Here is a 20483-nt window from a genome sequence, read left to right on the forward strand (position 1 = left end):
AACGAAGCCTCGGGGGTTGCGCAAACACCCCCTGGATTGTCGTGACGTTCGTCACTCCATCGAAGGATGTATTGACCTTGCACGAATGTCGCAATCCGTTCACGCCGACATCACACTCGGCAGCCGGAACACCCGCTCGGCGTTGACCCGGACGGCGTTCGCGACCTCTTCGACCGACTGTTCGCGCAGCTCAGCGAGGCCGTGCACGGTATAGGCAGCGCAGTACGGCTCGTTCGGCCTGCCCCGGTACGGGTGCGGCGTCAGGAACGGCGCGTCCGTCTCCACCAGGTACTGGTCGTCCGGGACGAGCCGGGCCGCCTCGTGCAGGTTCCGCGCGTTGCGGAAGGTCACGGTGCCGGCGAAGGACAGCACGTAGCCCGCGTCCACGCACCGGCGCGCGATGTCCGCGTCCCCGGAGAAGCAGTGGAACACCACCGTCTCCGGAGCGCCCTCCTCGCGGAGGATCCGCAGCACGTCCTCGTGCGCCTCGCGATCGTGGATCATCAGCGGCTTGCCGAGCCGCTTGGCGAGGTCGATGTGCCAGCGGAACGCCTCCTGCTGCGCGTCGTGCGGTGCGTAGTCCCAGTAGTAGTCCAAACCGGTCTCCCCGACCGCGACCACGCGCTCACCCCGGGCCAGACGCTCCACTTCGGAACGCTGCTCGGCACCGAAGTCCTTGGTCCGCGTGGGATGCAGCGCGATGGCGCCGAACACCCGAGGGTCCGACGTGGACACCCCGGCGACCCACCGCGCCGAGGCGAGGTCGTCGGCGACCGTCACCACGCGCACGATGCCCGCCGCCTCGGCACGGTCCAGCACCGCCGCGAGGTCCGCGGGCGCCGTCGCGCCGACCGCGTCGAGGTGCGTGTGCGCGTCGATCACCGGCGCCGGGAGCGGTTCCGGCACCGGCGGCCGTTCCCGGCTCACGCGAGTTCCCCCTTCCCGAACGCGAGTCCCCCGCCGGGGACCGCGAGTGCCGCACTCAGGCCCGTGAAATCCCCGTTCCGGTCACCGCGAGCGCGGCGCTCACGGTCCCGAACGCAGAACTCGCGGTGCTGGGCGGGGGACTCGCGGGAGGCCGCGGTGGTCACTGGATCGGCGCCCATTCCGGTCCGGTCTCCCCCAGCTTCGGGTCGAGCTTCGCGAACAGTGGCGTCGGCTTGGCGAGCGGCCTGCCGACCTCGATCGGCACGGACTCCCAGCGCGCCTGCTCCTGCGAGTACCGGCCGGTGAGGACGGGGTTGGTCCGGCCGGGCACGTCGAGGTCCTCGACCTCCTGCAGTTCCGGCTGCGCCGCCCACACACCGGTGCCGCCGAGCGCCTCGTGCACCTGCTGCGCCGCGTGCGGCAGGAACGGCGTCAGCAGCGTGTTGGCGTCGGAGACCACCTGCAGGGCCGTGTGCAGCACGGTGTCCCTGCGGTCCGGGTCGTCCTTGAGCTTCCACGGCTGCTGGTCGGACAGGTACTTGTTCGCCGCGGAGACGACCCGCATCGCCTCGCCCGCGGCCTGCTTGAACCGCGACCGCCGCAGGTGCGCGCCCACCGTGTCGAAAGCGCCCCGCGCCAGCGCCTTGAGCTCCTCGTCGGCCCGCAGCGGGGCCTGCGGGCGAGGCACCCCGCCGTTGTTCTTGTGGGCCATCGAGATGGACCGGTTGACCAGGTTGCCCCACTCGTTGGCCAGTTCGAAGTTCGTCCGCCGGACGAACTCCTCCCAGGTGAAGTCGGTGTCGTTGGTCTCGGGACCGGCCACGCTGATGAAGTACCGCAGCGTGTCGGGACCGAAGTCGCGCAGGAAGTCGTTCACGTAGATGACCGTGCCGCGCGAGGTGGAGAACTTCGACCCGCTCATCGTGAGGAACTCGCTGGACACGATCTCGCCGGGCAGGTGCAGCCTGCCGTACGGGCCGGGCTCGCCGCCGTGGTCGCCCTGGCCGTTGTGCCCGAGCAGCAGCGCGGGCCAGATCTGGGCGTGGAAGGTGATGTTGTCCTTGCCCATGAAGTAGTACGACTGCGCGTCCGGGTCGGTCCACCACTGCCGCCAGGCGTCCGGGTCGCCGGAGCGGCGCGCCCACTCGACGCTGGCCGAGAAGTAGCCGATCACCGCGTCGAACCAGACGTAGAACCGCTTCAGCGGCTCGTCGCGCCACCGGTCGAGCGGAATCTTCACCCCCCAGTCGAGGTCACGGGTGATGGGCCGCGGCCGCATGTCGTCGACCAGGTTCTTGGTGAAGTTGAGGACGTTGGAGCGCCAGTCGGTCTTGGTGGACAGCCACTTGCCGAGCGACTCGGTGAACGCGGGCAGGTCGAGGAACAGGTGCTCGGTCTCGACGAACTTCGGCACCTCACCGTTGATGCGCGAACGGGGCTTGATGAGCTCGGCGGGGTCGAGCTGGTTGCCGCAGTTGTCGCACTGGTCGCCGCGGGCGCCGTCGTAGCCGCAGATCGGGCAGGTGCCCTCGATGTAGCGGTCGGGCAGCGTGCGGCCGGTGGACGGGCTGACCGCGCCGGTCGTGGTTTTCGGCACGATGTAGCCGTTGCGGTGCAGCGCGAGGAAGATCTCCTGCACCACGTGCGCGTGGTTGCCGGTGGTGGTGCGGGTGAACAGGTCGTAGGAGAGGCCGAGGCCGCGCAGGTCCTCGCCGATCTGGCGGGTGTACTTGTCGGCCGTCTCCTGCGGGGAGAGCCCCTCCTTGTCCGCCTGAACCAGGATCGGGGTGCCGTGTTCGTCGGTGCCCGAGACCATGAGCACGCGGTTGCCGGCCATTCGCTGGTAGCGGGAGAACACGTCGGAGGGGACGCCGAACCCGGACACGTGGCCGATGTGGCGGGGGCCGTTGGCGTAGGGCCAGGCCACCGCTGTCAACACAGGGGTGCTCATGCCCGATTAGCCTACGGATGACGTCTCGTCACCGTTCGGCTGGGAGTGGAGGCTGGTCCCGTGTCCGCGACTCGGCTGCTCGTGCTCGGCGTCGTGCGCATGCACGGCACGGCACACGGCTACCAGGTGCGCCGCGAGTTGCTGTCGTGGTCGGCGGACAGGTGGGCCAAGGTCCAGCCCGGCTCGATCTACCACGCGCTGAAGAAGATGGCGGACGAGGGACTGCTGGAGCAGGTCGAGGTGGCCGGGGCCGCCAAGGGGCCCGATCGGGTGGCCTACCGGCTCACCGAGCAGGGCCACGCCGACTTCAACCTGCGGCTGCAACGGATGCTGGCCGAGGTCAACGAGGGCGGCGACGGCTACGAGTTCACGGCCGCGGTGACGTTTCTGCCCACGCTGAGCCGGGAACGGGCCATCAGCCTGCTCGGCCACCGGTTGACGCAGCTGGAGGGCCAGTACGCCAACGCGGCGTCACTGCTGGAACACGGCTCGGGGTGGGGGCAGCCGGAGCACGTCAACGCGCTGTACGAGCTCTGGCGGCTGCACGTCGCCGCGGACATCGAGTGGACGAAGGATCTCATCGAGCGCCTGCGCGCGGGCGAGTACGTCATGGGCGACGACCCGGACCGCTCGTTCGGCGACCCGCCGGACACCGCGGCGCCGTCACCGGCGTAATCAAGTTTGACTAGCAACACCGGTATGGGGCAGAGTTGCGTCGCTCCACTAGTCAAGATTGATTACCAGGGGGTACCGATGATCAAGGCACGCGGTCTCGCGCGGCGGTTCTCCGCCCGCGGCCGCACCGTCGAGGCCGTCAAGGGCGTCGACATCGATGTCGCCGAGGGCGAGCTCGTCGGCTTCCTTGGCCCGAACGGCGCGGGCAAGACGACCACCCTGCGCATGCTGACCACGCTGCTCCGGCCCACCGCGGGCGAGGCCACCGTCGGGGGCTGCGACCTGCTCGCCGACCCGCTCGGCGTGCGCCAGCGGATCGGCTACGTCGCGCAGGGCGGCGGCACGGCGCCGGAGTGCAAGGTCGGCGAGGAGATGGAACTGCAGGGCAGGCTCTACGGCCTGAGCAAGGCCGAGGCCCACCGCCGGGGCGCCGAACTCGCCGAACAGCTCGACCTGGCCGGGCTCGGCCAGCGACTGACCAAGACCCTCTCCGGCGGCCAGCGGCGCAGGCTGGACATCGCGCTCGGGCTGATCCACGACCCGAAGCTGGTGTTCTTCGACGAGCCCACCACCGGCCTCGACCCGCAGAGCAGGGCGAACCTGTGGGAGCACATCCGCAGGCTGCGCGCGGAGCACGGGGTGACGCTGTTCCTCACCACGCACTACCTGGACGAGGCCGACGCGCTGTGCGATCGGATCCTCGTGATCGACAGCGGGCGCATCGTCGCCGAGGGCAGTCCGGACGCGCTGAAGGCACGGGTGTCGGGCGACGGCGTCGAGATCGGCCTGGAACCGGACTCGGTGACGGCCGCGGCGGAGGTCGTCACCGCGCTGGACGGTGCGCACGACGTGTCCGTTGTGGACGGAACCGTGCGGTTCCGCGTGCCGCGCGGCGACACGGCGATGCCCGAGCTGCTGCGGGCGCTCGACGCGAAGGACATCCCGATGCTCTCCATGCAGGTGCACCGGCCCACGCTCGACGACGTGTTCCTCACCTTGACGGGCCGCACGCTGCGCGACGCCGAGGAAGGCGGGGAGGTGGCCACCGATGCCGCGTGACGTCTGGCTGATCTTCCGCCGCGACCTGGTGCTGTCGCTGCGGAACCCGGCCTGGATCTTCATCCAGATCATGCAGCCGCTGCTGTACCTCGTGCTGTTCGGGCCGCTGATGGAGAAGATGGTGGCGAACACGCCGGGCTTCCCGCCCGGCGACGTGTGGCAGATCTTCACGCCCGCGCTGATCGTGATGATCGCCCTGTTCGGCAGCTCGTTCGTCGGTTTCGGGCTGCTGGCCGACTACCGCAACGGCGTGATCGAGCGGCTGCGGGTGACACCGGTGAGCCGGGTGGCGCTGCTGCTCGGCAAGGTGCTGCTCAACGCGCTGCAGGCGCTGGTCCAGGCGATCCTGCTGATCACGCTCGCGGTACTGGCCTTCGACCTGCGCGCGCCGGTCGGCGGCGTGGTGCTGGGGCTGGTGATCGTGGCCCTGCTCTCGGTGACGATGGCGTCGGCCTCGTACGCGCTCGCGCTGACGCTGAAGAGCGAGGAGGCGTTCCCGGCACTGCTCAACGCCGTGCTGCTGCCGGTGCTGCTGCTGTCCGGGATCCTGCTGCCGATCACCACCGGGCTCGCGCCCTCGTGGCTGTACACGATCTCGCGCATCAACCCGTTCACGCACGTGGTGGAGGCCGAACGCGCCAGCTTCCGGGGCGAGTTCACGATGGACGCGTTGTTCACCGGCAGCGTGGTGCTGCTCGCGCTGGCGGCACTCGCCGTGTTCTGGGGGACCCGCACCTTCCGTCGCGAGAACGCCTGACACGCCCTGCGCCGCGATGCGCTGCCACCTGCGGCGATGCGTCGTAGGGTGACGTTCGTCGCGAATGTCAAGGCCCGGAGAGGCGGACGGTGACGGAACAAGGTGCCCAGCTGGGGGTCAACCTGACCCTGCACCAGTCCGTGCCCGACTGGCGGGCGGCGCGGGCGCGTTCGATCCAGTTCGCCTCGATCACGATCACCGAGAGCGTGAACTGGACGGACGCGGACGCCGCCCGCCAGCTGGCCGTCGCGCAGGACGCGGGCGTGCACGCGGGCATCCGGCACTACGCCCGTCCCGGGGCGCCGCAGGACCAGGCGGGCCACGTCGTGCGCACGGGCAGGCTGCTCGGCGCGTTCGCCCCCGGCGCACTGGCCCCCGCGCTGGACGTGTCGGCCACCGGGGTCGACGACCGGTTCATCAAGTCCTGGATCAAGGCGGTGCGGGCGGCCTCCGGCGTGCGGCGGGTGCTGGTGTACGCGTCCTACGAGGACTGGCTGCACCGGTTCCGGCCGGACAAGTGGGCCGACCGCGAGGTGGTGCTGTGGCTGGTGCGGCACAACGGGATCCCGGGACGGCCGGGGTGGTTCCACTCGCGCCTCGGGCTGCACCAGCACGGCGGCGGGGAGTACGGCCTCGACGCGCTCGTGTACCCGTTCACGCTGGCGGACGTGCTGCTCTGACTCACGCGGCGGCGACCCGGGTGCGCTGCAGGAAGACGTTGTACGGGCCCCACTGGGACACCAGGTAGTACAGGTCGGGCCCGTCGAGCGACCACGGGTGCAGGAACCCGCCGTACACCGCCGGGTACTCCCGCCCGGACACCACGACCTCGCCCCAGCTCCACGGCCCGGTGAGCCGCTCGGCGCTGCGCAGGACGATGCCCTTGCGCGGCTCGTCGAGATGCAACAGCAGCCAGCGGCCGAGGTAGGAGCTGTAGCCGACCGACATCTCCCCGACCGGCCCGGCGAACACGGCCGCGGCCGCCCGCTGCCGACGGGACCAGCCGGAACCGGTCCAGTACCGGTAGCCGCGGGTGTCGAGCAGGTCCTCCGGCCGCGCGCGGGCCAGGTAGGCGTCGCCGTAGCGGCCGTTGGTGGTGCCGAACAGGTAGACGTGCTCGCCGGAGCGGGCGAACGCGCCGATCTGGAACCGGTTGCCGCCGCGCCAGCGGTTGGGCCAGCGCGCGGCCGGCGGTTTGGTGAAGGTCCGGCCGCCGTCGGCGGACACGGCGATCCCGGCGTGCCCGGTCCGCCAGCGGCCGGGCGGTCCCCACCGGCGCACGGACATGTAGTGGACGTAGTGCCTGCCGTCGACGGCGATGCCGCCGTTCGGGATCACCGTGACCTCCCGGCGGCCGGAGGGGATGACCTGGCGGGCCACGCCGTCTTCGCGGCACACCGCGTCGTCCAGCACGAGGCCGTGCTCCAGGTCGCGGTTGGCGGAGAACGTGAGCACGTTGCGCCGCCAGTCCGCGTCGGCCGGCCCGGCGCCGTGGCCGTGCCAGCCCTCGCCGTAGGTGTCGCCGAACAGCACACGCACGCGGCCGTCCCCGCCGTCCCACAGGATCCCGAGGTCGGTGCCGTGGATGCCGAACCGCTCGGGGGTCCGGCTCGCCGAGCCGGGTCCGGTCACCCGCCCGATCCGGGTCGTCTCGACCACACGCACCATGCCGACCGACGTTACGCCGGCGACGCCGTGTCCGCGCTCTGTGCACGCGTGATCGCGCCGTGCGACGCGGGCACACGTGCACAACCCGCGGACACGGTCGGCGACAATGGCCGCATGCGATTGGTGCGCAGGCCGCTGCGGTCGAGCACGCCCCCGGACCGGGCGTTGCTGCTGCTCGACCGGCGCTCCCGCGCGCTCGGCCTGCCCGCACCGGCCGCGTTGTGCGGTGACTGGTTCGGCTCGCGGGCCGTCCTCGCCCCGTCCGTCGGCACCGCCGGGTACGCGGATCCGGACGCCGCCTTCGCCGTCCCCGCGCGGCAGCCCGCCGTCCGCGATGGAGCACCGGGCGCCGTCGGCGGCGGCTGGTTCGGTTACCTGTCCTACGACCTGACCGACCCGTCCGCGCGGCGCGCCGCGCTGCCCCGCGCGGTGTGGGGCTGGGCCGACCACGTGCTGCGGCTGGACGGCGACGGCCGCTGGTGGTTCGAGGCGCTGGTGGCCGATGGCGCCCCCGATCCGGACGCGCTCGCCGGCGAACTGGCGGAGCTGCTCGACAGGCCGCCGCCCGCGCCGTCGTGGCGCCCGGCCACGGTCGACCGGCCGCTGCCCGCGGAACATCACTCGGCGGTGAAGGCCTGCGTCCACGCGATCGAGGCGGGCGAGCTGTTCCAGGCCAACATCTGCACACGCTTCACCGGCCGGTTCACCGGCGAACCGAGCGCGCTCTTCGCCGAAGGCGTACGCAGGCTGGGCCCCCGCCGGGGTGGCTACCTCGCGGGTGGCTGGGGTGCCGTCGTGTCGCTGTCACCGGAGCTGTTCCTCGCCCGGCACGGCGACCGCGTGCGGTCCACCCCGATCAAGGGCACCCTGCCCCGGCGCGGCCCGGCCGACGACGCGCTCGCCGCCAGGCTGCGCGAGTCCACGAAGGACGTCGCCGAGAACGTGATGATCACCGACCTGGTGCGCAACGACCTCGGCCGGGTGTGCGCGGTCGGCAGCGTCACCGTGCCCGAGCTGCTGGCGGTGCGCCCGGCGCCCGGGGTGTGGCACCTGGACTCGACGGTGACGGGCACGCTGCCCGCGGGCAGGACCGACGCGGACCTGCTGCGCGCGGCGTTCCCACCGGGGTCGGTCACGGGCGCGCCGAAGATCCGCGCGCTGGAGCTGATCGCCGAGCTGGAACCGGTGCCCCGCGGGGTGTACACCGGCGCGCTGGGCCTGGCCTCGCCGCTGGCGGGGATGGAGCTGGGGGTCGCGATCCGCACGTTCGAGCTGCACGGCGACCGGGTGGACCTCGGCGTCGGCGGCGGGATCACCGCGGACTCCGACGCCGAGGCCGAGTGGCAGGAGTGCCTGCACAAGGCGGCGCCCCTGGAACGGCTGCTGGCCGAGCCGCCCGGCCGGTGAGCCGCTACCGGCTCGTGTCGAGCACCAGCTTGCCGACCGTCCCGCGGGCACGCAGCGCCTCGTGGGCCTCGCGCGCCTCGGTCAGGCCGTACTCGCCACCGGGGACGGCGCGGATCCTGCCGTCCCGGACGAGGTCGAACAGCTCCGCGAGCGCGGTGCCGAAGACGTTGCCCGGCAGCCGGAACACGTGGGGCAGCCACATGCCCGACACCGAGGTGGAGTGCTTGAGCAGGCTGGGCAGCTGCACCGGCTGCGGCGGCCGCCTGCTGGCCATGCCGAAGAACGCCAGCCGCCCGAACGGGGCGAGTGCCGCGACGCTCTCGTCGGTGATCCGGCCACCGGTCATGTCGAGGACGACGTCCACCCGGCTGCCGCCGTTGGCCTCGCGCAGCGCGGTGGTCATGTCCTCGGCCCTGGAGTCCACGGCGACGTCCGCGCCGAGGCCGAGCGCCAGCTCGCGCTTCTCCTCGCTGCTCGCGGTCGCGATGACGCGGCCGGCGCCCCACGCCTTGGCCAGCTGGACGGCGATGCTGCCGACGCCGCCCGCCGCCGCGTGCACGACGACGGACTCGCCCGGCTCCAGGTGCGCGTTCCTGCGCAGCAGCACCCACGCCGTGGTGCCCTGCACCAGCATCGCCAGCGCGGTCACGTTGTCCACGCCGTCCGGTACGTCGAAGACGCGGCCCGGCGCCGCGACGGCCCGCTGCGCGTAGCCACCGCCGTCCAGCAGGGCGACGACGCGCCTGCCGTCCGGCGTGCGGCCTGCCACCTCGCCGCCCGGCACCAGGGGCAGCGAGCTCGGTGCCAGGTAGCTGTTCTCGGCCTGGTGGGTGTCGGCGTAGTTCACGCCGGCGTGCTCGACCTCGACGAGCACCTGGTCCGGGCCCGGCTCGGGGTCGGGCAGCTCGACGTGCTGGAGGACTTCCGGACCACCGAACTCGGTGACGTGTACGGCTCGCATGAGACGATCGTACATTCGTCTCACAAGGCGCTCAGGGTGATAGGTTCCACAGGTGACCGTGGACGACCGCGCCTTCGAGGTCGCGCGCCGCTGGTTCCTCCGCGGCAAGCGGCTCGACATGCGGGAGCTCGCGGCCGAGACCGGGATGAGCAGGGCGACGCTGTTCCGCAAGGTCGGCAACCGGGACCGGCTGCTCGGCGAGATCCTCTGGTCGCTGGCCGAGCCGGTGTTCGAGCGGCGGTACCGCGCGCGGCGTGACTCCGGCGCCGCGCTGGTGGCGCGGACGGTCGGTGAGTTCGTCGAGGTCGTCGACGCCGACGAGGCCTTCCGCACCTTCCTGCGCACCGAGCCGGAGCGCGCACTGCGGGTGCTCACCACCAAGGCCAGCGTGGTGCAGCGGCGCACGATCGCGAAGCTCGCCGAGGTGCTGGAGGCCGAGGTCGCGTCCGGCGCGCTGAATCCACCGCTGCCCGTACCCGACCTCGCCTACCTCATCGTGCGGATCGCGGAGTCGTTCCTCTACACCGACATCATCATCGGCGAGCAGCCTGACGCGGCCAAGGCGCGCCAGGCGGTCGCCGCGTTGCTGCGCGGGTGCTGACCCGTCAGCTGTCCAGCTGCCACTTGTAGACGGCGTTCTTCACCGGCGCGTTGAACGTCCGCTTCCACACCGTGCGGACGTCGCACGGCGCCACGATCCTCGTCTTGGTCGCCGTGAACTTGCGGCCCTCCTTGTACTGCTGCAGCCGCTTGGTCTTGCCGGACGGCACGGTGGCCGAGTACGACCAGGAGTCCGACTTCGAGTAGCTCGCGCCCACCGTGACGCTGAGGGACACGCTGGCCTTGGCGAACACCACCCCGGCCTCGGCGCTGGTGGTTCCGGACACCGAGGCGTTGACCGTCGAGGTGGTCGTCTTGTTGTAGGTGATCGTGCCCGGGCCCCTGAGGTAGTCGCTGCGCAGGTTGGTCTTGATCCAGCTGCGGGAGGAGTTGGAGATGCTGTAGTACACGTTGCCGACCTCCGGACAGGCCGCGACGGCCTGGGCACCGGCCCCGAGGGCCGCGGGAGCCACGGTGACCGACAAGGCCAGCGCCACCACGCTGCCGAGCTGACGGATTCGCATGAGGTGTTCCTGTCTGTGAACATCACGCAGCGGACGGATGTCCGGTGCGCGCTGAACCTAGCGAGGAATGCACAGCGCGCTCGTCGCTTCCCGCCTGCTCCCTACCAAAGTCGGGAGGCGGCCCTACCTTCGGCGGGCGGCGAGCACGGCGTCGTAAAGCTCCTTCTTGGACACCCCGGCGGCCCCGGCGACCTCGGCGGCCGCGGCCTTGAGCCGCTCGCCCGCGGCCACCCGGTCGGTGACCTCCTCGACCAGGTCCGCCACGCTCACCTCGCGGGGCGCCGCCCCGGCGAGCACCACGGTGACCTCACCGCGCACCCCGCCCCCGGCCCACGCGGCGAGCTCGGCGAGGGAACCGCGCCGGACCTCCTCGTAGGTCTTGGTCAGCTCCCGGCACACGGCGGCCCTGCGGTCCGGGCCGAGCGCCTCCGCGGCGTCCCGCAGCGTGGCGGCCAGCCGGTGCGGCGACTCGAAGAACACGGTCGTGCGCCGCTCGGCGGCCAGGTCGCGGAACCACCTCGCCCGCTCGCCACCCTTGCGGGGCGCGAAGCCCTCGAAGCAGAACCGGTCGGACGGCAGCCCGGAGACCGCCAGCGCCGTGGTGACCGCCGAAGGCCCCGGCAGGCACGTCACCGGCAGATCCTCGGCCACGCACGCCGCGACCAGGCGATAGCCGGGGTCGGACACGCTGGGCATCCCCGCGTCGGTGACCAGCAGCACGGTCTCGTCCCGGCGCAGCGCGTCGAGCAGCCCGGGCAGGCGGGCCGGCTCGACGTCCTCGTAGAAGCTGACCACCCGGCCGCGCGGGGTGACGCCGAGCGCGGTGGCGAGCGACCGCAGCCGCCGGGTGTCCTCGGCGGCCACCACGTCGGCCTCCGCAAGCGCCTGGGCCAGGCGAGGCGAGGCGTCCCGCGAGTCACCGAGCGGCGTCGCGGCCAGTACCAGACGGCCGGGCTGAGACATGATCCGAGGCTAGCGGGGCCGTCGACACGCAGCTCACGCCGCCGCCCCTAGGATCGACCTCCGTGACCGCACTCCTCACTCGTTCGCCGGGGGACGGTGCGGGCCCGGATCCCGAGCCGGCCACCCGGCCGCCGAGCGACCGCGAGGCCACGCTGCTCGGCAGGCCGATGCCCGGCGACCGGATGCGCGCCCTCGTCGTCACCGTCGTGCTGACGGCGATCGGTGCCTTCGTGCGGCTGCAGAACCTCGGCTTCCCCACCGACAAGGGCACCCCCGTCTTCGACGAGAAGCACTACGTGCCGCAGGCGTTCCAGATGCTGCGCAACGGGGGGTACGAGGACAACTACGGCTACGAGCTGATCGTCCACCCGCCGCTGGCGAAGCAGCTGATCGCGGTCGGCGAGTGGCTGTTCGGCTACAACGGCTGGGGGTGGCGGTTCAGCGCCGCCATCGCCGGCACGGTGATCATCCTGCTGACCATCCGCATCGCGCGGCGGCTCACGCGCTCGACCCTGCTCGGCGCGATCGCCGGGATCCTGGTGATCTGCGACGGCGTGCTGCACCTGCAGTCGCGGATGGGGATGCTGGACATCTTCATCACGTTGTTCGTGCTGGCGGCGTTCGGCTGCGTGCTGCTCGACCGGGAGCAGGTGCGGGAACGGCTGGCGGTCGCCGTGCGCGAGGGATGGGCAGGCGAGACGCCGTACGGGCCGCGGCTCGGTTTCCGGTGGTGGCGCTTCACCGGCGGGGTGATGCTGGGCCTGGCCACCGCGGTCAAGTGGTCCGGCGCCTACTACGTGGTCGCGTTCGTGCTGCTGACGCTCGCGTTCGACGTCGCGGCCCGGCGCGCCGCCGGGGTGGAACGGCCCTGGCTCGGCGTGCTGCGGCGGGACGTGCTCCCCGCGGCGTGGAGCATCGGTTTCATCGCCGTGGTCGGGTACCTCAGCAGCTGGTGGGCGTGGTTCGCCAGCGAGACGGCCACCGACCGGCACTACGTGGAGATCCAGAACGTCGGCGCGGGCCCGTTCGGCTTCGTGCCCGACGCGCTGCGGTCGCTGTTCCTCTACACGACCAACGTGCTCGACTTCCACGAGGGCCTGACGACGCCGGAGGACGACCCGCACCCGTGGGAGTCGAAGCCGTGGACGTGGCCGATGGGGCTGCGGCCGATGCTCTACTACTACGAGTCGGGTCAGGAGGCGGCCGGCTGCGGCGAGACCGACTGCGTGAGCGCGACGATGCTCGTCGGCACGCCGGCGATGTGGTGGCTCGCGCTGCCGGTCATCGGCTGGGGGCTCTGGCGGTCGGTGTTCCGGGCGGACTGGCGCTACGCGGCCGTGCTGGCCGGCTACGGGGCGGGGTTGCTGCCCTGGTTCGCGATGCTCGACCGGCAGATGTACTTCTTCTACGCCACCCCGATGGCGCCGTTCCTGGTGCTGGGGCTGACGCTGGTGCTCGGGCAGGTCCTGGGCAGCGCGCGGGCCGGGTTCGAACGACGCGGCACCGGGCTGCTGGTCGTGGCCCTGTACACCGGTCTGGTGGTGGCCAACTTCGTGTGGCTGTGGCCGATCCTCAACGGCGACTCGATCACCAACGAACGCTGGCAGGCCGAGCTCTGGCTGCCGTCCTGGCGCTGACCGGCTCGTGAGTGAAAAACGTCGTTCTAACCACGTTCTTCACTCACGAGCCCCGGCGGTTGGTTCCCTCAGCGCACCCGGGGCACGACGCGGGTGACGGGGCCGTCCACCGACTTGCCCGCCCGCGAGAGCCAGCCCTCGACCTCCTTGCTCACGGCGCGCAGGGTCGGCCGGTTGCGGGGCTCCGGGTCGAGCGAGGCGATGAGCAGCCTGGCGTGCACGCTCTGCCGGGGCAGCCGCGACGGCGGCTCCGCTCGCGCGGCGGCCATCAGCGCCGCCATCGGCGTCTCCCGCGTGCCCCGGGGCGGGTAGCCCGACAGCGCGTAGCTCACGGTCGCCGCGAGCTGCCACGCGTCGGACGCGGGGCTGGCGGGGGCTCCCCCGGCCGTTTCCGGCGCCACGAAGTCGGGCGTGCCGATCATCATGCCGGTGGCGGTCAGGGTCGAGTCGCCCTTGCTGCGGGCGATGCCGAAGTCGATGAGGTGCGGCATGCCTGCCGGGTCGACTATCACGTTCGACGGCTTGACGTCGCGATGCAGCACACCCTTGTCGTGTGCGGCCGACAGCGCGCTCGCCATGGTCGCCCACAGCCTGCCCGCGGCGACGTCGTCGAGCGTGCCACCGGTGTCGACCGCTGTGGCGAGCGACTGGCCGTGCAGGTACTCCATCACCAGCGCCAGCCCGTCGGGCTCCTCCACGAGGTCGTAAACCCGCACGCAGTGGGGGTGGCTCAGCGCGGCGAGCGCCCTGCCCTCCCGCTGCATCCGCTGCTCGGTGTCCCGGTCGGGCGCGTGCGCGATCTTCAGCGCGACCGTGCGGCCGAGCTGGGTGTCGACGGCCTCCCACACCGTGCCGAAACCGCCGTGCCCCAGCCTGCGGACCCGCCGGAACCGGCTGCTGCCCGCACCCGCGGAACCGGGCGGAACGGGCACCGGGCCGGGCGCGGCGGCGAGCTCCTGCGGCGGCTCCGGCGACGGCGCGACGGCGGTCGGCGGGTACTGCCGAGGCGGTGGTTGCGGCGGTGGCGGCGGCTTCTGTTCCTGCTCCGGCGGCACGTACGGCGGCGGTTTGCGCTCCTCGGCCTGCGGGAGGGGCGGCGGCTGCTCCCGCTGCGGCGGCCGGTCGGAGTTCTGGATGGTCGACCAGCTCGGCGGCCCGACCAGGGCCACCGGGATGATGCCGAGCACGGTGACCGGCAGGTAACCCAGCCACAGGTGCACCGCCGTGTTGGCCTCCACCCCGGCGGAGAGCAGGACGAAGGCGACGAACGGGATCCACAGCAGCCTGCCCGGCCACTTCGGGCCCCGGCGCAGCGCGGTGCGCATGAGCAGCACGGTGCCGAGCAGCGCGAGCACCGGAAGGCCGATCAGCCCGCCGAGGTAGTAGCCGTACGCGAACACGTCACCCGAGGGGTAGAACAGCGTCTCGTAGACGTTCTGGCCGCCGCCGAGGTACTCGGCCTGCGTGCCGACGAAGCAGTACTGCACACCCAGCTCGCTCACCGCGCTCTGGGAGAGCCCGCCCGCGCGCCCGTCGAACACCGCGCGGAACACCGACGAGATGCCGTTCGCGTACAGCCACGGCAGCAGGAAGACGAGCAGGAACCCGATGGCGCCGATGACGATGAGCGGGGGGCCGTGGTAGCGGTTGCCGGTGAACTTCCGCATGATCGCCACCACCACGGCGGCGGCGACTGGGAACAGCGCGATGATCGATCCGGCCGCGCTCGTCGCCCACGCCCAGTCCCCGGGGCAGAACCCCGGCGCGAACAGGGCATGCGCCAGCGACAGCAGCGCGCTCGCGATCGATTCCACCCTCGCTCCTTAACAACCCGTGTCCCCCTGCACCGTCCGCCTCACAGTATGTCGGCTCGGTATCCGCAGGACGCGCGTGGTGCTGTTCCGGTTGGCTCACGAGACCGTAACCTGCGGGAAGCACGGTTCCGCTCGATGGCGAGGAGGAAGCAATGGGCGTGTATTCCGACACCTACCGGCGCAGCCTGGAGGATCCGGAGGGGTTCTGGCTGGCCGCGGCGGAGGCCGTCGACTGGAGCCGCGAACCCACCCGCGCCCTCGACTCCTCCCGCGCACCGCTCTACCGCTGGTTCCCCGACGGGGAGCTGAACACCGCCTACAACGCCCTCGACCGGCACGTCGAGCGGGGCAGGGGCGGGCAGGCCGCGCTCATCTGGGACTCGCCGGTGACCGGTTCCCGGCGGACCTACACCTACACCGAGCTGCGCGACGAGGTGGCCCGGTTCGCGGGTGCGCTGCGTTCCCTCGGCGTCACCCACGGCGACCGCGTCATCGTCTATATGCCGATGGTCCCCGAGGCCGTCGTCGCCATGCTCGCCTGCGCCCGGATCGGCGCCGTGCACTCGGTGGTGTTCGGCGGGTTCGCCCCGAAGGAGCTGGCGGCCCGCATCGAGGACGCGAAGCCGAAGGTGATCGTCGCCGCCTCGTGCGGCATCGAACCGGCCAGGACCGTCGAGTACAAGCCGATCATCGAGGCCGCGCTGGAAACCACCGGGCACCAGCCGGACCGCGTCGTGGTGCTGCAGCGGGAGGCGGCCAGGGCCGAACTCGGCGAGCGGGACGTCGACTGGGCCGAGCTGATGGCGGGCGCGTCGCCGGCCGAGCCGGTTCCGGTGGCGGCGACCGATCCCCTCTACATCCTCTACACCTCGGGCACCACGGGCAGGCCGAAGGGTGTCGTCCGCGACAACGGCGGGCACGCGGTCGCGCTGGCGTGGTCGATGGGCGCGGTCTACGACGTGCGTCCCGGCGACATCTGGTGGACGGCGTCCGACGTCGGCTGGGTGGTCGGCCACTCCTACATCGTGTACGGGCCGCTGCTGGTCGGCGCGACGTCGATCCTGTACGAGGGCAAGCCGGTGGGCACGCCGGACGCGGGGGCGTTCTGGCGGGTGATCGCCGAGCACGGCGCCAAGGCGCTGTTCACCGCGCCGACCGCGCTGCGGGCGATCAAGAAGGTCGACCCGGACGGCGCCGAGATCGCCAGGTACGACCTGGCGAAGTTCGGCACGCTGTTCCTGGCGGGCGAACGGCTGGACCCGGAGACCTACCACTGGGCGCACGAGAAGCTGGGCGTGCCGGTGATCGACCACTGGTGGCAGACCGAGACGGGCTGGCCGATCGCGGCCAACCCGAGGGGGATCGAGCAGCTGCCGGTGAAACCGGGGTCCGCCACCGTCCCGGTGCCGGGCTGGGACGTGCGCATCCTCGACCAGTCGGGCGAGGAGCTGCCCGCGGGCCAGGAGGGCGCCATCGCGATCCGGCTGCCGCTGCCGCCCGGCGCGCTGCCCACCCTGTGGGGTGACGACGAGCGGTACGTCGAGGCGTATCTCTCGCGGTACGAGGGCCACTACCTGACCGGCGACTCCGGCTACCGCGACGCCGACGGCTACCTGTTCGTCATGGGCCGCACCGACGACGTGATCAACGTGGCCGGGCACCGGCTGTCGACCGGCTCGATGGAGGCCGTGCTCGCCGCGCATCCCGCCGTGGCCGAGTGCGCGGTGATCGGGGTGCGCGATCAGCTCAAGGGTCAGCTGCCACGGGGGTTCGTGGTCCTGAAGTCCGGTGTGGACATCCCGGAGGACCAGCTCCGCGACGAGCTGGTCGCGGCGGTGCGCCGGGACATCGGCCCGGTGGCGGCGTTCCGGGACGTGTCGGTTGTGGACGCGCTGCCGAAGACACGGTCCGGCAAGATCCTGCGCAAGACGATGCGGGGGATCGCCGACGGCAGGGAGGAGCCGGTGCCGTCGACCATCGAGGACCCGGCGGTGCTCGACGCGCTGCGCGAGGTCCTGCGTCCTGGCGATTTCCCACCTGGAGATCGTTGACAGTGTTGGTCGCTCACGGATAGTTTTCCCGTCCACAAGGGACGGGGAGGGCCATGCTGGAGAGACTGCAGCGCGCGCTGGGGCTGAAGACGAACCCGGCGATCTTCTTCACGTCAGCGGCGCTGGTGTTCGTCTTCGTCGTGTGCTCCGTCGTGTTCACCGACGCCGTCGACGCGGCCTTCGGCGCGGCCTCCGACGCGATCAAGACCAACCTCGGGTGGTTCTACATCCTCGGGGTCACGTCCTTCCTGGTGTTCCTGCTGTGGATCGCGCTGAGCCGGTTCGGCCACGTGCGTCTCGGCGGCAAGGACGCGCGTCCGGAGTACGGCAACGTCACGTGGTTCGGCATGCTGTTCGCCGCGGGCATCGGCACGATCCTGATGTTCTGGGGCGTCGCCGAGCCGATCAACCACTTCGCCAACCCGCCCCTGAGCGGGGTGGACGAGCAGGTCGCCTCGCTCAGCGAGTCGGCGGGCAGCGCGGAGGCGTTCGCCGAGGGACTGCGGGAGATACCGGTCCAGGCCGGCGACGCGGTGCCGCTGAGCGAGGACGCGGCGAACCAGGCGATCGGGTTCACCCTGTACCACTTCGGCTTCCACACCTGGGCGATCTTCACCCTGCCCGCGCTGGCGTTCGCCTACTTCGCCTACCGGAGGGGGCTGCCGTTCCGCGTCAGTTCGATCTTCCACCCGATCCTCGGTGAGCGGATCAACGGCCCGATCGGCAAGGTCATCGACGTGACCGCCGTGATCGGCACACTGTTCGGCGTCGCGGTGTCCATCGGGCTCGGCACCCTGCAGATCAACAGCGGGCTCAACGGCCTGTTCGGCATCGAGATCGGCAAGCCCACCCAGATCGCCATCATCGCCATCGTCACGACGATCGCCACCATCTCGGTGGTGCTGGGCCTGGACAAGGGCATCAAGTGGCTGTCCAACATCAACATCTGGATGGCCGTGGGCCTGCTGGTGTTCATCCTGCTCGCCGGCTCGACGGTGTTCCTGCTCCGCGGGGTGATCGAGAGCGCGGGCACCTACCTCTCCGCGCTCATTCCCCTGTCGTTCTGGAACGACACCCTGCCCGCGGAAGGCTGGGGCTGGCAGGGCAACTGGACCGTGTTCTACTGGGCGTGGACGATCACGTGGGCGCCGTTCGTCGGCATCTTCGTCGCCCGCATCTCGAAGGGCCGGTCGATCCGCGAGTTCGTGCTCGGGGTGCTCGGCGCCCCGGTCGCGTTCTCGGTGGTGTGGTTCAGCGTCTTCGGGCTCTCCGCGATCAACATCGAGTGGCACGACCCCGGCTCGCTCGTCGGCCCCGTGGTGCAGGAGGGCGATACGGCCAGTGCGCTGTTCTCCTTCCTGGAGAACTTCCCCGCCACCGAGTTCGTCATGGCGATGTCGGTGCTCATCGTCGTCATCTTCTTCACCACCTCCTCCGACTCGGCCTCGCTGGTGGTCGACATGCTCACCTCCGGCAACGCGCTCAACCCGCCCACCCGGCAGCGGGTGTTCTGGGCCGTGCTGGAAGGCGTGGTCGCGGCGACGCTGATCGCCGCGACCGGCCAGGAGGCGCTGCAGGCGCTGGAGGAGGTCATCACCGTCCTGGGCCTTCCGTTCTTCCTGGTCGCTTTCCTGACGATGTACTGCCTGGTCCGGGCGTTGCGGGAGGACGTGGCCGACGAGGAGTTGCTGCCGAGGCGCACGCGGAGGATGCTCGCGAAGCGACGGGAGAAGGCGCCCGCCCCGGACTGACGCACGAACTCCGGCACTAGTCCGAACGGCGGATGTCCAGGCCCGCGATATTGGTCTATACCTTTACGCACTGCCCTCTCCCCTACAGGAGGTGCTTCGTGCGTCAACGCAGATCGCTCGCCGCGGTGGTGACCGCCGCCGCGCTGTGCTTACCCGGGTTCGCGGCGGCAGCCGAACCGGGCGAGCAGGCCGGCCCCACCGGACACCAGCCGGAACGGCAGCTCACCGACGTGATTCCCGCCCCCGTCGAGGCCGAGCCCGACCCGAGGGCCGACTACCGGCTCACCCCGTTCACCGTCATCCGTACCCAGCCGGGCTCGGCCGAGGCCAGGCAGGTCGGCACGTATCTCGCCGAGACCCTGCGCCCGGCGACCGGCTACCACCTGCCCGTCGTGTCCTGGCACCGCCCGGTGCCGCGGGAGATCTCGCTGCTGCTCGGCAAGGCCGACCCGCGGATCGGCGACGAGGGGTACCAGCTCGACGTCGCCCGCCACCGCGTGACCATCCGCGCCAACACGGCGGCCGGCCTGTTCGCGGGCACGCAGACGCTGCGCCAGCTGCTCCCCGCCGAGATCGAGGCCGACCGGACCCAGCGGCGGTCGTGGACCGTGCCTGGCGGCCGGATCGTCGACTACCCGCGGTTCCCCTACCGGGGCGCGATGCTCGACCTCGCCCGGCACTTCCACACGCCCGACGAGGTCAAGGCCTACATCGACGAGCTCGCCCAGTACAAGGTCAACCACCTGCACCTGCACCTCACCGACGACCAGGGCTGGCGCATCCAGATCGACAGCTGGCCCCGGCTGACCACGGTGGGCGGCGGGCCCGGCACCGGCGTGGACGGCGTGGGTGGTGGCTACCTCACCAAGGCCGAGTACGCCGACCTGGTCTCCTACGCGCAGTCGCGGTTCATCACGATCGTTCCGGAGATCGACATGCCGGGACACACGAACTCGGCGCTGTCCACCTACGCCGAGCTCAACTGCGACGGCGTGGCACCGCCGCCGCGCACCGACATCGAGGTCGGCTACAGCTCGCTGTGCATCGACAAGGAGCTGACGTACACCTTCGTGGAGGACGTGATCCGCGAGGTCGCCGCGATGACGCCGGGACCGTACCTGCACATCGGTGGCGACGAGGCGCACGCGACCACGGACGAGGACTACCAGAAGTTCATGGACCGCGTGCTGCCGATGGTCTACAAGTACGGCAAGCGGCCCTTCGGCTGGAACGAGATCGCCAAGGTCTCGCCTCCCACGTCGGCCGTGCCGCAGTACTGGGGCACGACCAACACGAACGCCGAGCTCGCCGAGGCCGCCGCACGCGGGCACAAGATCCTCATGTCCCCTGCCAACAAGGCGTACCTCGACATGAAGTACGACGAGAGCACGCCGCTCGGGCTGTCGTGGGCCGGCTACACCGAGATCGACGACGCCTACGACTGGAACCCGGGCAACCACGTCGACGGCGTCGGCGAGGACTCGGTACTCGGCGTCGAGGCCCCGCTGTGGTCGGAGACCCTGCGCGACCTCGACGACATCGAGTACATGGCGTTCCCCCGGCTGCCCGCGATCGCGGAGCTCGGCTGGTCGCCGTGGTCGACGCACGACTGGGCGTCGTTCCGGGAACGGCTCGCCGAGCAGGGCCCGCGCTGGGAGCTGCGCGGCGTCGACTTCTACCGCTCGCCCCTGGTGGACTGGAAGTAGCCGACCGCGTGGGGCTCGTGAGTGAGGAACGT

Annotated in this window: 17 protein-coding genes; 10 read left to right on the forward strand and 7 right to left on the reverse strand. The window is 71.4% G+C overall.

Annotation, left to right across the window (positions count from 1 at the left end):
• Nucleotides 1-99: 99 nt before the first annotated feature.
• Together B0I33_RS03745 and metG are read right to left on the reverse strand one after the other, a co-directional pair.
• Complete coding sequence (locus B0I33_RS03745; protein WP_106177118.1) at nucleotides 100-927, reverse strand: TatD family hydrolase; 828 nt, start codon at nucleotides 925-927, stop codon at nucleotides 100-102.
• A 160-nt stretch (nucleotides 928-1087) separates the two neighbouring features.
• Nucleotides 1088-2878 (reverse strand): methionine--tRNA ligase, encoded by a 1791-nt coding sequence (metG, locus tag B0I33_RS03750; protein WP_106177119.1) that lies wholly within the window; start codon nucleotides 2876-2878, stop codon nucleotides 1088-1090.
• A 60-nt stretch (nucleotides 2879-2938) separates the two neighbouring features.
• Between metG and B0I33_RS03755 the strand changes: the two genes are divergently transcribed.
• The 4 genes from B0I33_RS03755 to B0I33_RS03770 all read left to right on the forward strand — a co-directional run bounded on the left by B0I33_RS03755 (nucleotide 2939) and on the right by B0I33_RS03770 (nucleotide 6049).
• Complete coding sequence (locus B0I33_RS03755; RefSeq protein ID WP_106177120.1) at nucleotides 2939-3553, forward strand: PadR family transcriptional regulator; 615 nt, start codon at nucleotides 2939-2941, stop codon at nucleotides 3551-3553.
• Nucleotides 3554-3631: 78 nt separating this feature from the next.
• On the forward strand, nucleotides 3632-4612 hold the full coding sequence (locus tag B0I33_RS03760) for an ATP-binding cassette domain-containing protein (RefSeq protein ID WP_106177121.1): 981 nt from the start codon (nucleotides 3632-3634) through the stop codon (nucleotides 4610-4612).
• The gene (locus B0I33_RS03765) at nucleotides 4602-5369 is read left to right on the forward strand and encodes an ABC transporter permease (protein ID WP_106177122.1); all 768 of its coding nucleotides are present in this window, start codon (nucleotides 4602-4604) and stop codon (nucleotides 5367-5369) included. Before B0I33_RS03760 ends, B0I33_RS03765 begins: the two co-directional genes overlap by 11 nt.
• 89 nt (nucleotides 5370-5458) lie before the next feature.
• Entirely contained in the window at nucleotides 5459-6049 is a 591-nt protein-coding gene (locus B0I33_RS03770; protein WP_106177123.1) for a GH25 family lysozyme, read from the forward strand.
• Between the two features lies 1 nt (nucleotide 6050).
• On the opposite strand, the gene B0I33_RS03775 is transcribed toward B0I33_RS03770, so the two are convergent.
• The gene (locus B0I33_RS03775) at nucleotides 6051-7037 is read right to left on the reverse strand and encodes a glycoside hydrolase family 183 protein (protein ID WP_106177124.1); all 987 of its coding nucleotides are present in this window, start codon (nucleotides 7035-7037) and stop codon (nucleotides 6051-6053) included.
• A gap of 114 nt (nucleotides 7038-7151) precedes the next feature.
• Here B0I33_RS03775 and B0I33_RS03780 point away from each other — a divergent pair, with 114 nt between their 5' ends.
• The gene (locus B0I33_RS03780) at nucleotides 7152-8444 is read left to right on the forward strand and encodes an aminodeoxychorismate synthase component I (protein ID WP_106177642.1); all 1293 of its coding nucleotides are present in this window, start codon (nucleotides 7152-7154) and stop codon (nucleotides 8442-8444) included.
• Nucleotides 8445-8448: 4 nt separating this feature from the next.
• Here B0I33_RS03780 and B0I33_RS03785 read toward each other — a convergent pair whose 3' ends face one another.
• Nucleotides 8449-9405: a quinone oxidoreductase family protein gene (locus tag B0I33_RS03785; protein WP_106177125.1), complete on the reverse strand. Its 957-nt coding sequence runs from the start codon at nucleotides 9403-9405 to the stop codon at nucleotides 8449-8451.
• 52 nt (nucleotides 9406-9457) lie between these two features.
• Between B0I33_RS03785 and B0I33_RS03790 the strand changes: the two genes are divergently transcribed.
• Nucleotides 9458-10006, forward strand: coding sequence for a QsdR family transcriptional regulator (locus B0I33_RS03790; RefSeq protein ID WP_342750048.1), 549 nt, complete (start codon nucleotides 9458-9460; stop codon nucleotides 10004-10006).
• A 4-nt stretch (nucleotides 10007-10010) separates the two neighbouring features.
• Here the strand turns inward: B0I33_RS03790 and B0I33_RS03795 are convergent, their stop codons facing one another.
• The gene (locus tag B0I33_RS03795) at nucleotides 10011-10529 is read right to left on the reverse strand and encodes a hypothetical protein (RefSeq protein WP_106177126.1); all 519 of its coding nucleotides are present in this window, start codon (nucleotides 10527-10529) and stop codon (nucleotides 10011-10013) included.
• A 123-nt stretch (nucleotides 10530-10652) separates the two neighbouring features.
• Nucleotides 10653-11492 carry a 16S rRNA (cytidine(1402)-2'-O)-methyltransferase gene (rsmI, locus tag B0I33_RS03800; protein WP_106177127.1) on the reverse strand — a complete coding sequence of 280 codons (840 nt, stop codon included), beginning with the start codon at nucleotides 11490-11492 and terminating at the stop codon, nucleotides 10653-10655.
• Between the two features lie 62 nt (nucleotides 11493-11554).
• Here rsmI and B0I33_RS03805 point away from each other — a divergent pair, with 62 nt between their 5' ends.
• Nucleotides 11555-13129 (forward strand): dolichyl-phosphate-mannose--protein mannosyltransferase, encoded by a 1575-nt coding sequence (locus B0I33_RS03805; protein WP_106177128.1) that lies wholly within the window; start codon nucleotides 11555-11557, stop codon nucleotides 13127-13129.
• 68 nt (nucleotides 13130-13197) lie between these two features.
• On the opposite strand, the gene B0I33_RS03810 is transcribed toward B0I33_RS03805, so the two are convergent.
• A complete protein-coding gene (locus B0I33_RS03810; protein WP_106177129.1) occupies nucleotides 13198-14943 on the reverse strand; it encodes a serine/threonine-protein kinase in 1746 nt (581 codons plus the stop codon).
• 152 nt (nucleotides 14944-15095) lie between these two features.
• On the opposite strand from B0I33_RS03810, the gene B0I33_RS03815 reads away from it, so the two are divergent.
• The 3 genes from B0I33_RS03815 to B0I33_RS03825 all read left to right on the forward strand — a co-directional run bounded on the left by B0I33_RS03815 (nucleotide 15096) and on the right by B0I33_RS03825 (nucleotide 20451).
• Nucleotides 15096-16994 (forward strand): propionyl-CoA synthetase, encoded by a 1899-nt coding sequence (locus B0I33_RS03815; RefSeq protein ID WP_106177130.1) that lies wholly within the window; start codon nucleotides 15096-15098, stop codon nucleotides 16992-16994.
• A 53-nt stretch (nucleotides 16995-17047) separates the two neighbouring features.
• Nucleotides 17048-18745 (forward strand): BCCT family transporter, encoded by a 1698-nt coding sequence (locus B0I33_RS03820; protein ID WP_106177131.1) that lies wholly within the window; start codon nucleotides 17048-17050, stop codon nucleotides 18743-18745.
• A 98-nt stretch (nucleotides 18746-18843) separates the two neighbouring features.
• Nucleotides 18844-20451, forward strand: coding sequence for a beta-N-acetylhexosaminidase (locus B0I33_RS03825; protein ID WP_245900429.1), 1608 nt, complete (start codon nucleotides 18844-18846; stop codon nucleotides 20449-20451).
• The last annotated feature ends 32 nt before the right edge of the window (nucleotides 20452-20483 follow it).

The organism is Prauserella shujinwangii, from assembly GCF_003001955.1.
Lineage (GTDB): Bacteria > Actinomycetota > Actinomycetes > Mycobacteriales > Pseudonocardiaceae > Qaidamihabitans > Qaidamihabitans shujinwangii.

Coding starts and splice junctions, on each gene's coding strand:
- B0I33_RS03780 (WP_106177642.1), top strand. CDS start 7,152: ATGCGATTGGTGCGCAGGCCGCTGCGGTCGAGCACGCCCCCGGACCGG.
- metG (WP_106177119.1), bottom strand. CDS start 2,878: ATGAGCACCCCTGTGTTGACAGCGGTGGCCTGGCCCTACGCCAACGGC.
- B0I33_RS03765 (WP_106177122.1), top strand. CDS start 4,602: ATGCCGCGTGACGTCTGGCTGATCTTCCGCCGCGACCTGGTGCTGTCG.
- rsmI (WP_106177127.1), bottom strand. CDS start 11,492: ATGTCTCAGCCCGGCCGTCTGGTACTGGCCGCGACGCCGCTCGGTGAC.
- B0I33_RS03760 (WP_106177121.1), top strand. CDS start 3,632: ATGATCAAGGCACGCGGTCTCGCGCGGCGGTTCTCCGCCCGCGGCCGC.
- B0I33_RS03820 (WP_106177131.1), top strand. CDS start 17,048: ATGCTGGAGAGACTGCAGCGCGCGCTGGGGCTGAAGACGAACCCGGCG.
- B0I33_RS03775 (WP_106177124.1), bottom strand. CDS start 7,037: ATGGTGCGTGTGGTCGAGACGACCCGGATCGGGCGGGTGACCGGACCC.
- B0I33_RS03815 (WP_106177130.1), top strand. CDS start 15,096: ATGGGCGTGTATTCCGACACCTACCGGCGCAGCCTGGAGGATCCGGAG.
- B0I33_RS03795 (WP_106177126.1), bottom strand. CDS start 10,529: ATGCGAATCCGTCAGCTCGGCAGCGTGGTGGCGCTGGCCTTGTCGGTC.
- B0I33_RS03785 (WP_106177125.1), bottom strand. CDS start 9,405: ATGCGAGCCGTACACGTCACCGAGTTCGGTGGTCCGGAAGTCCTCCAG.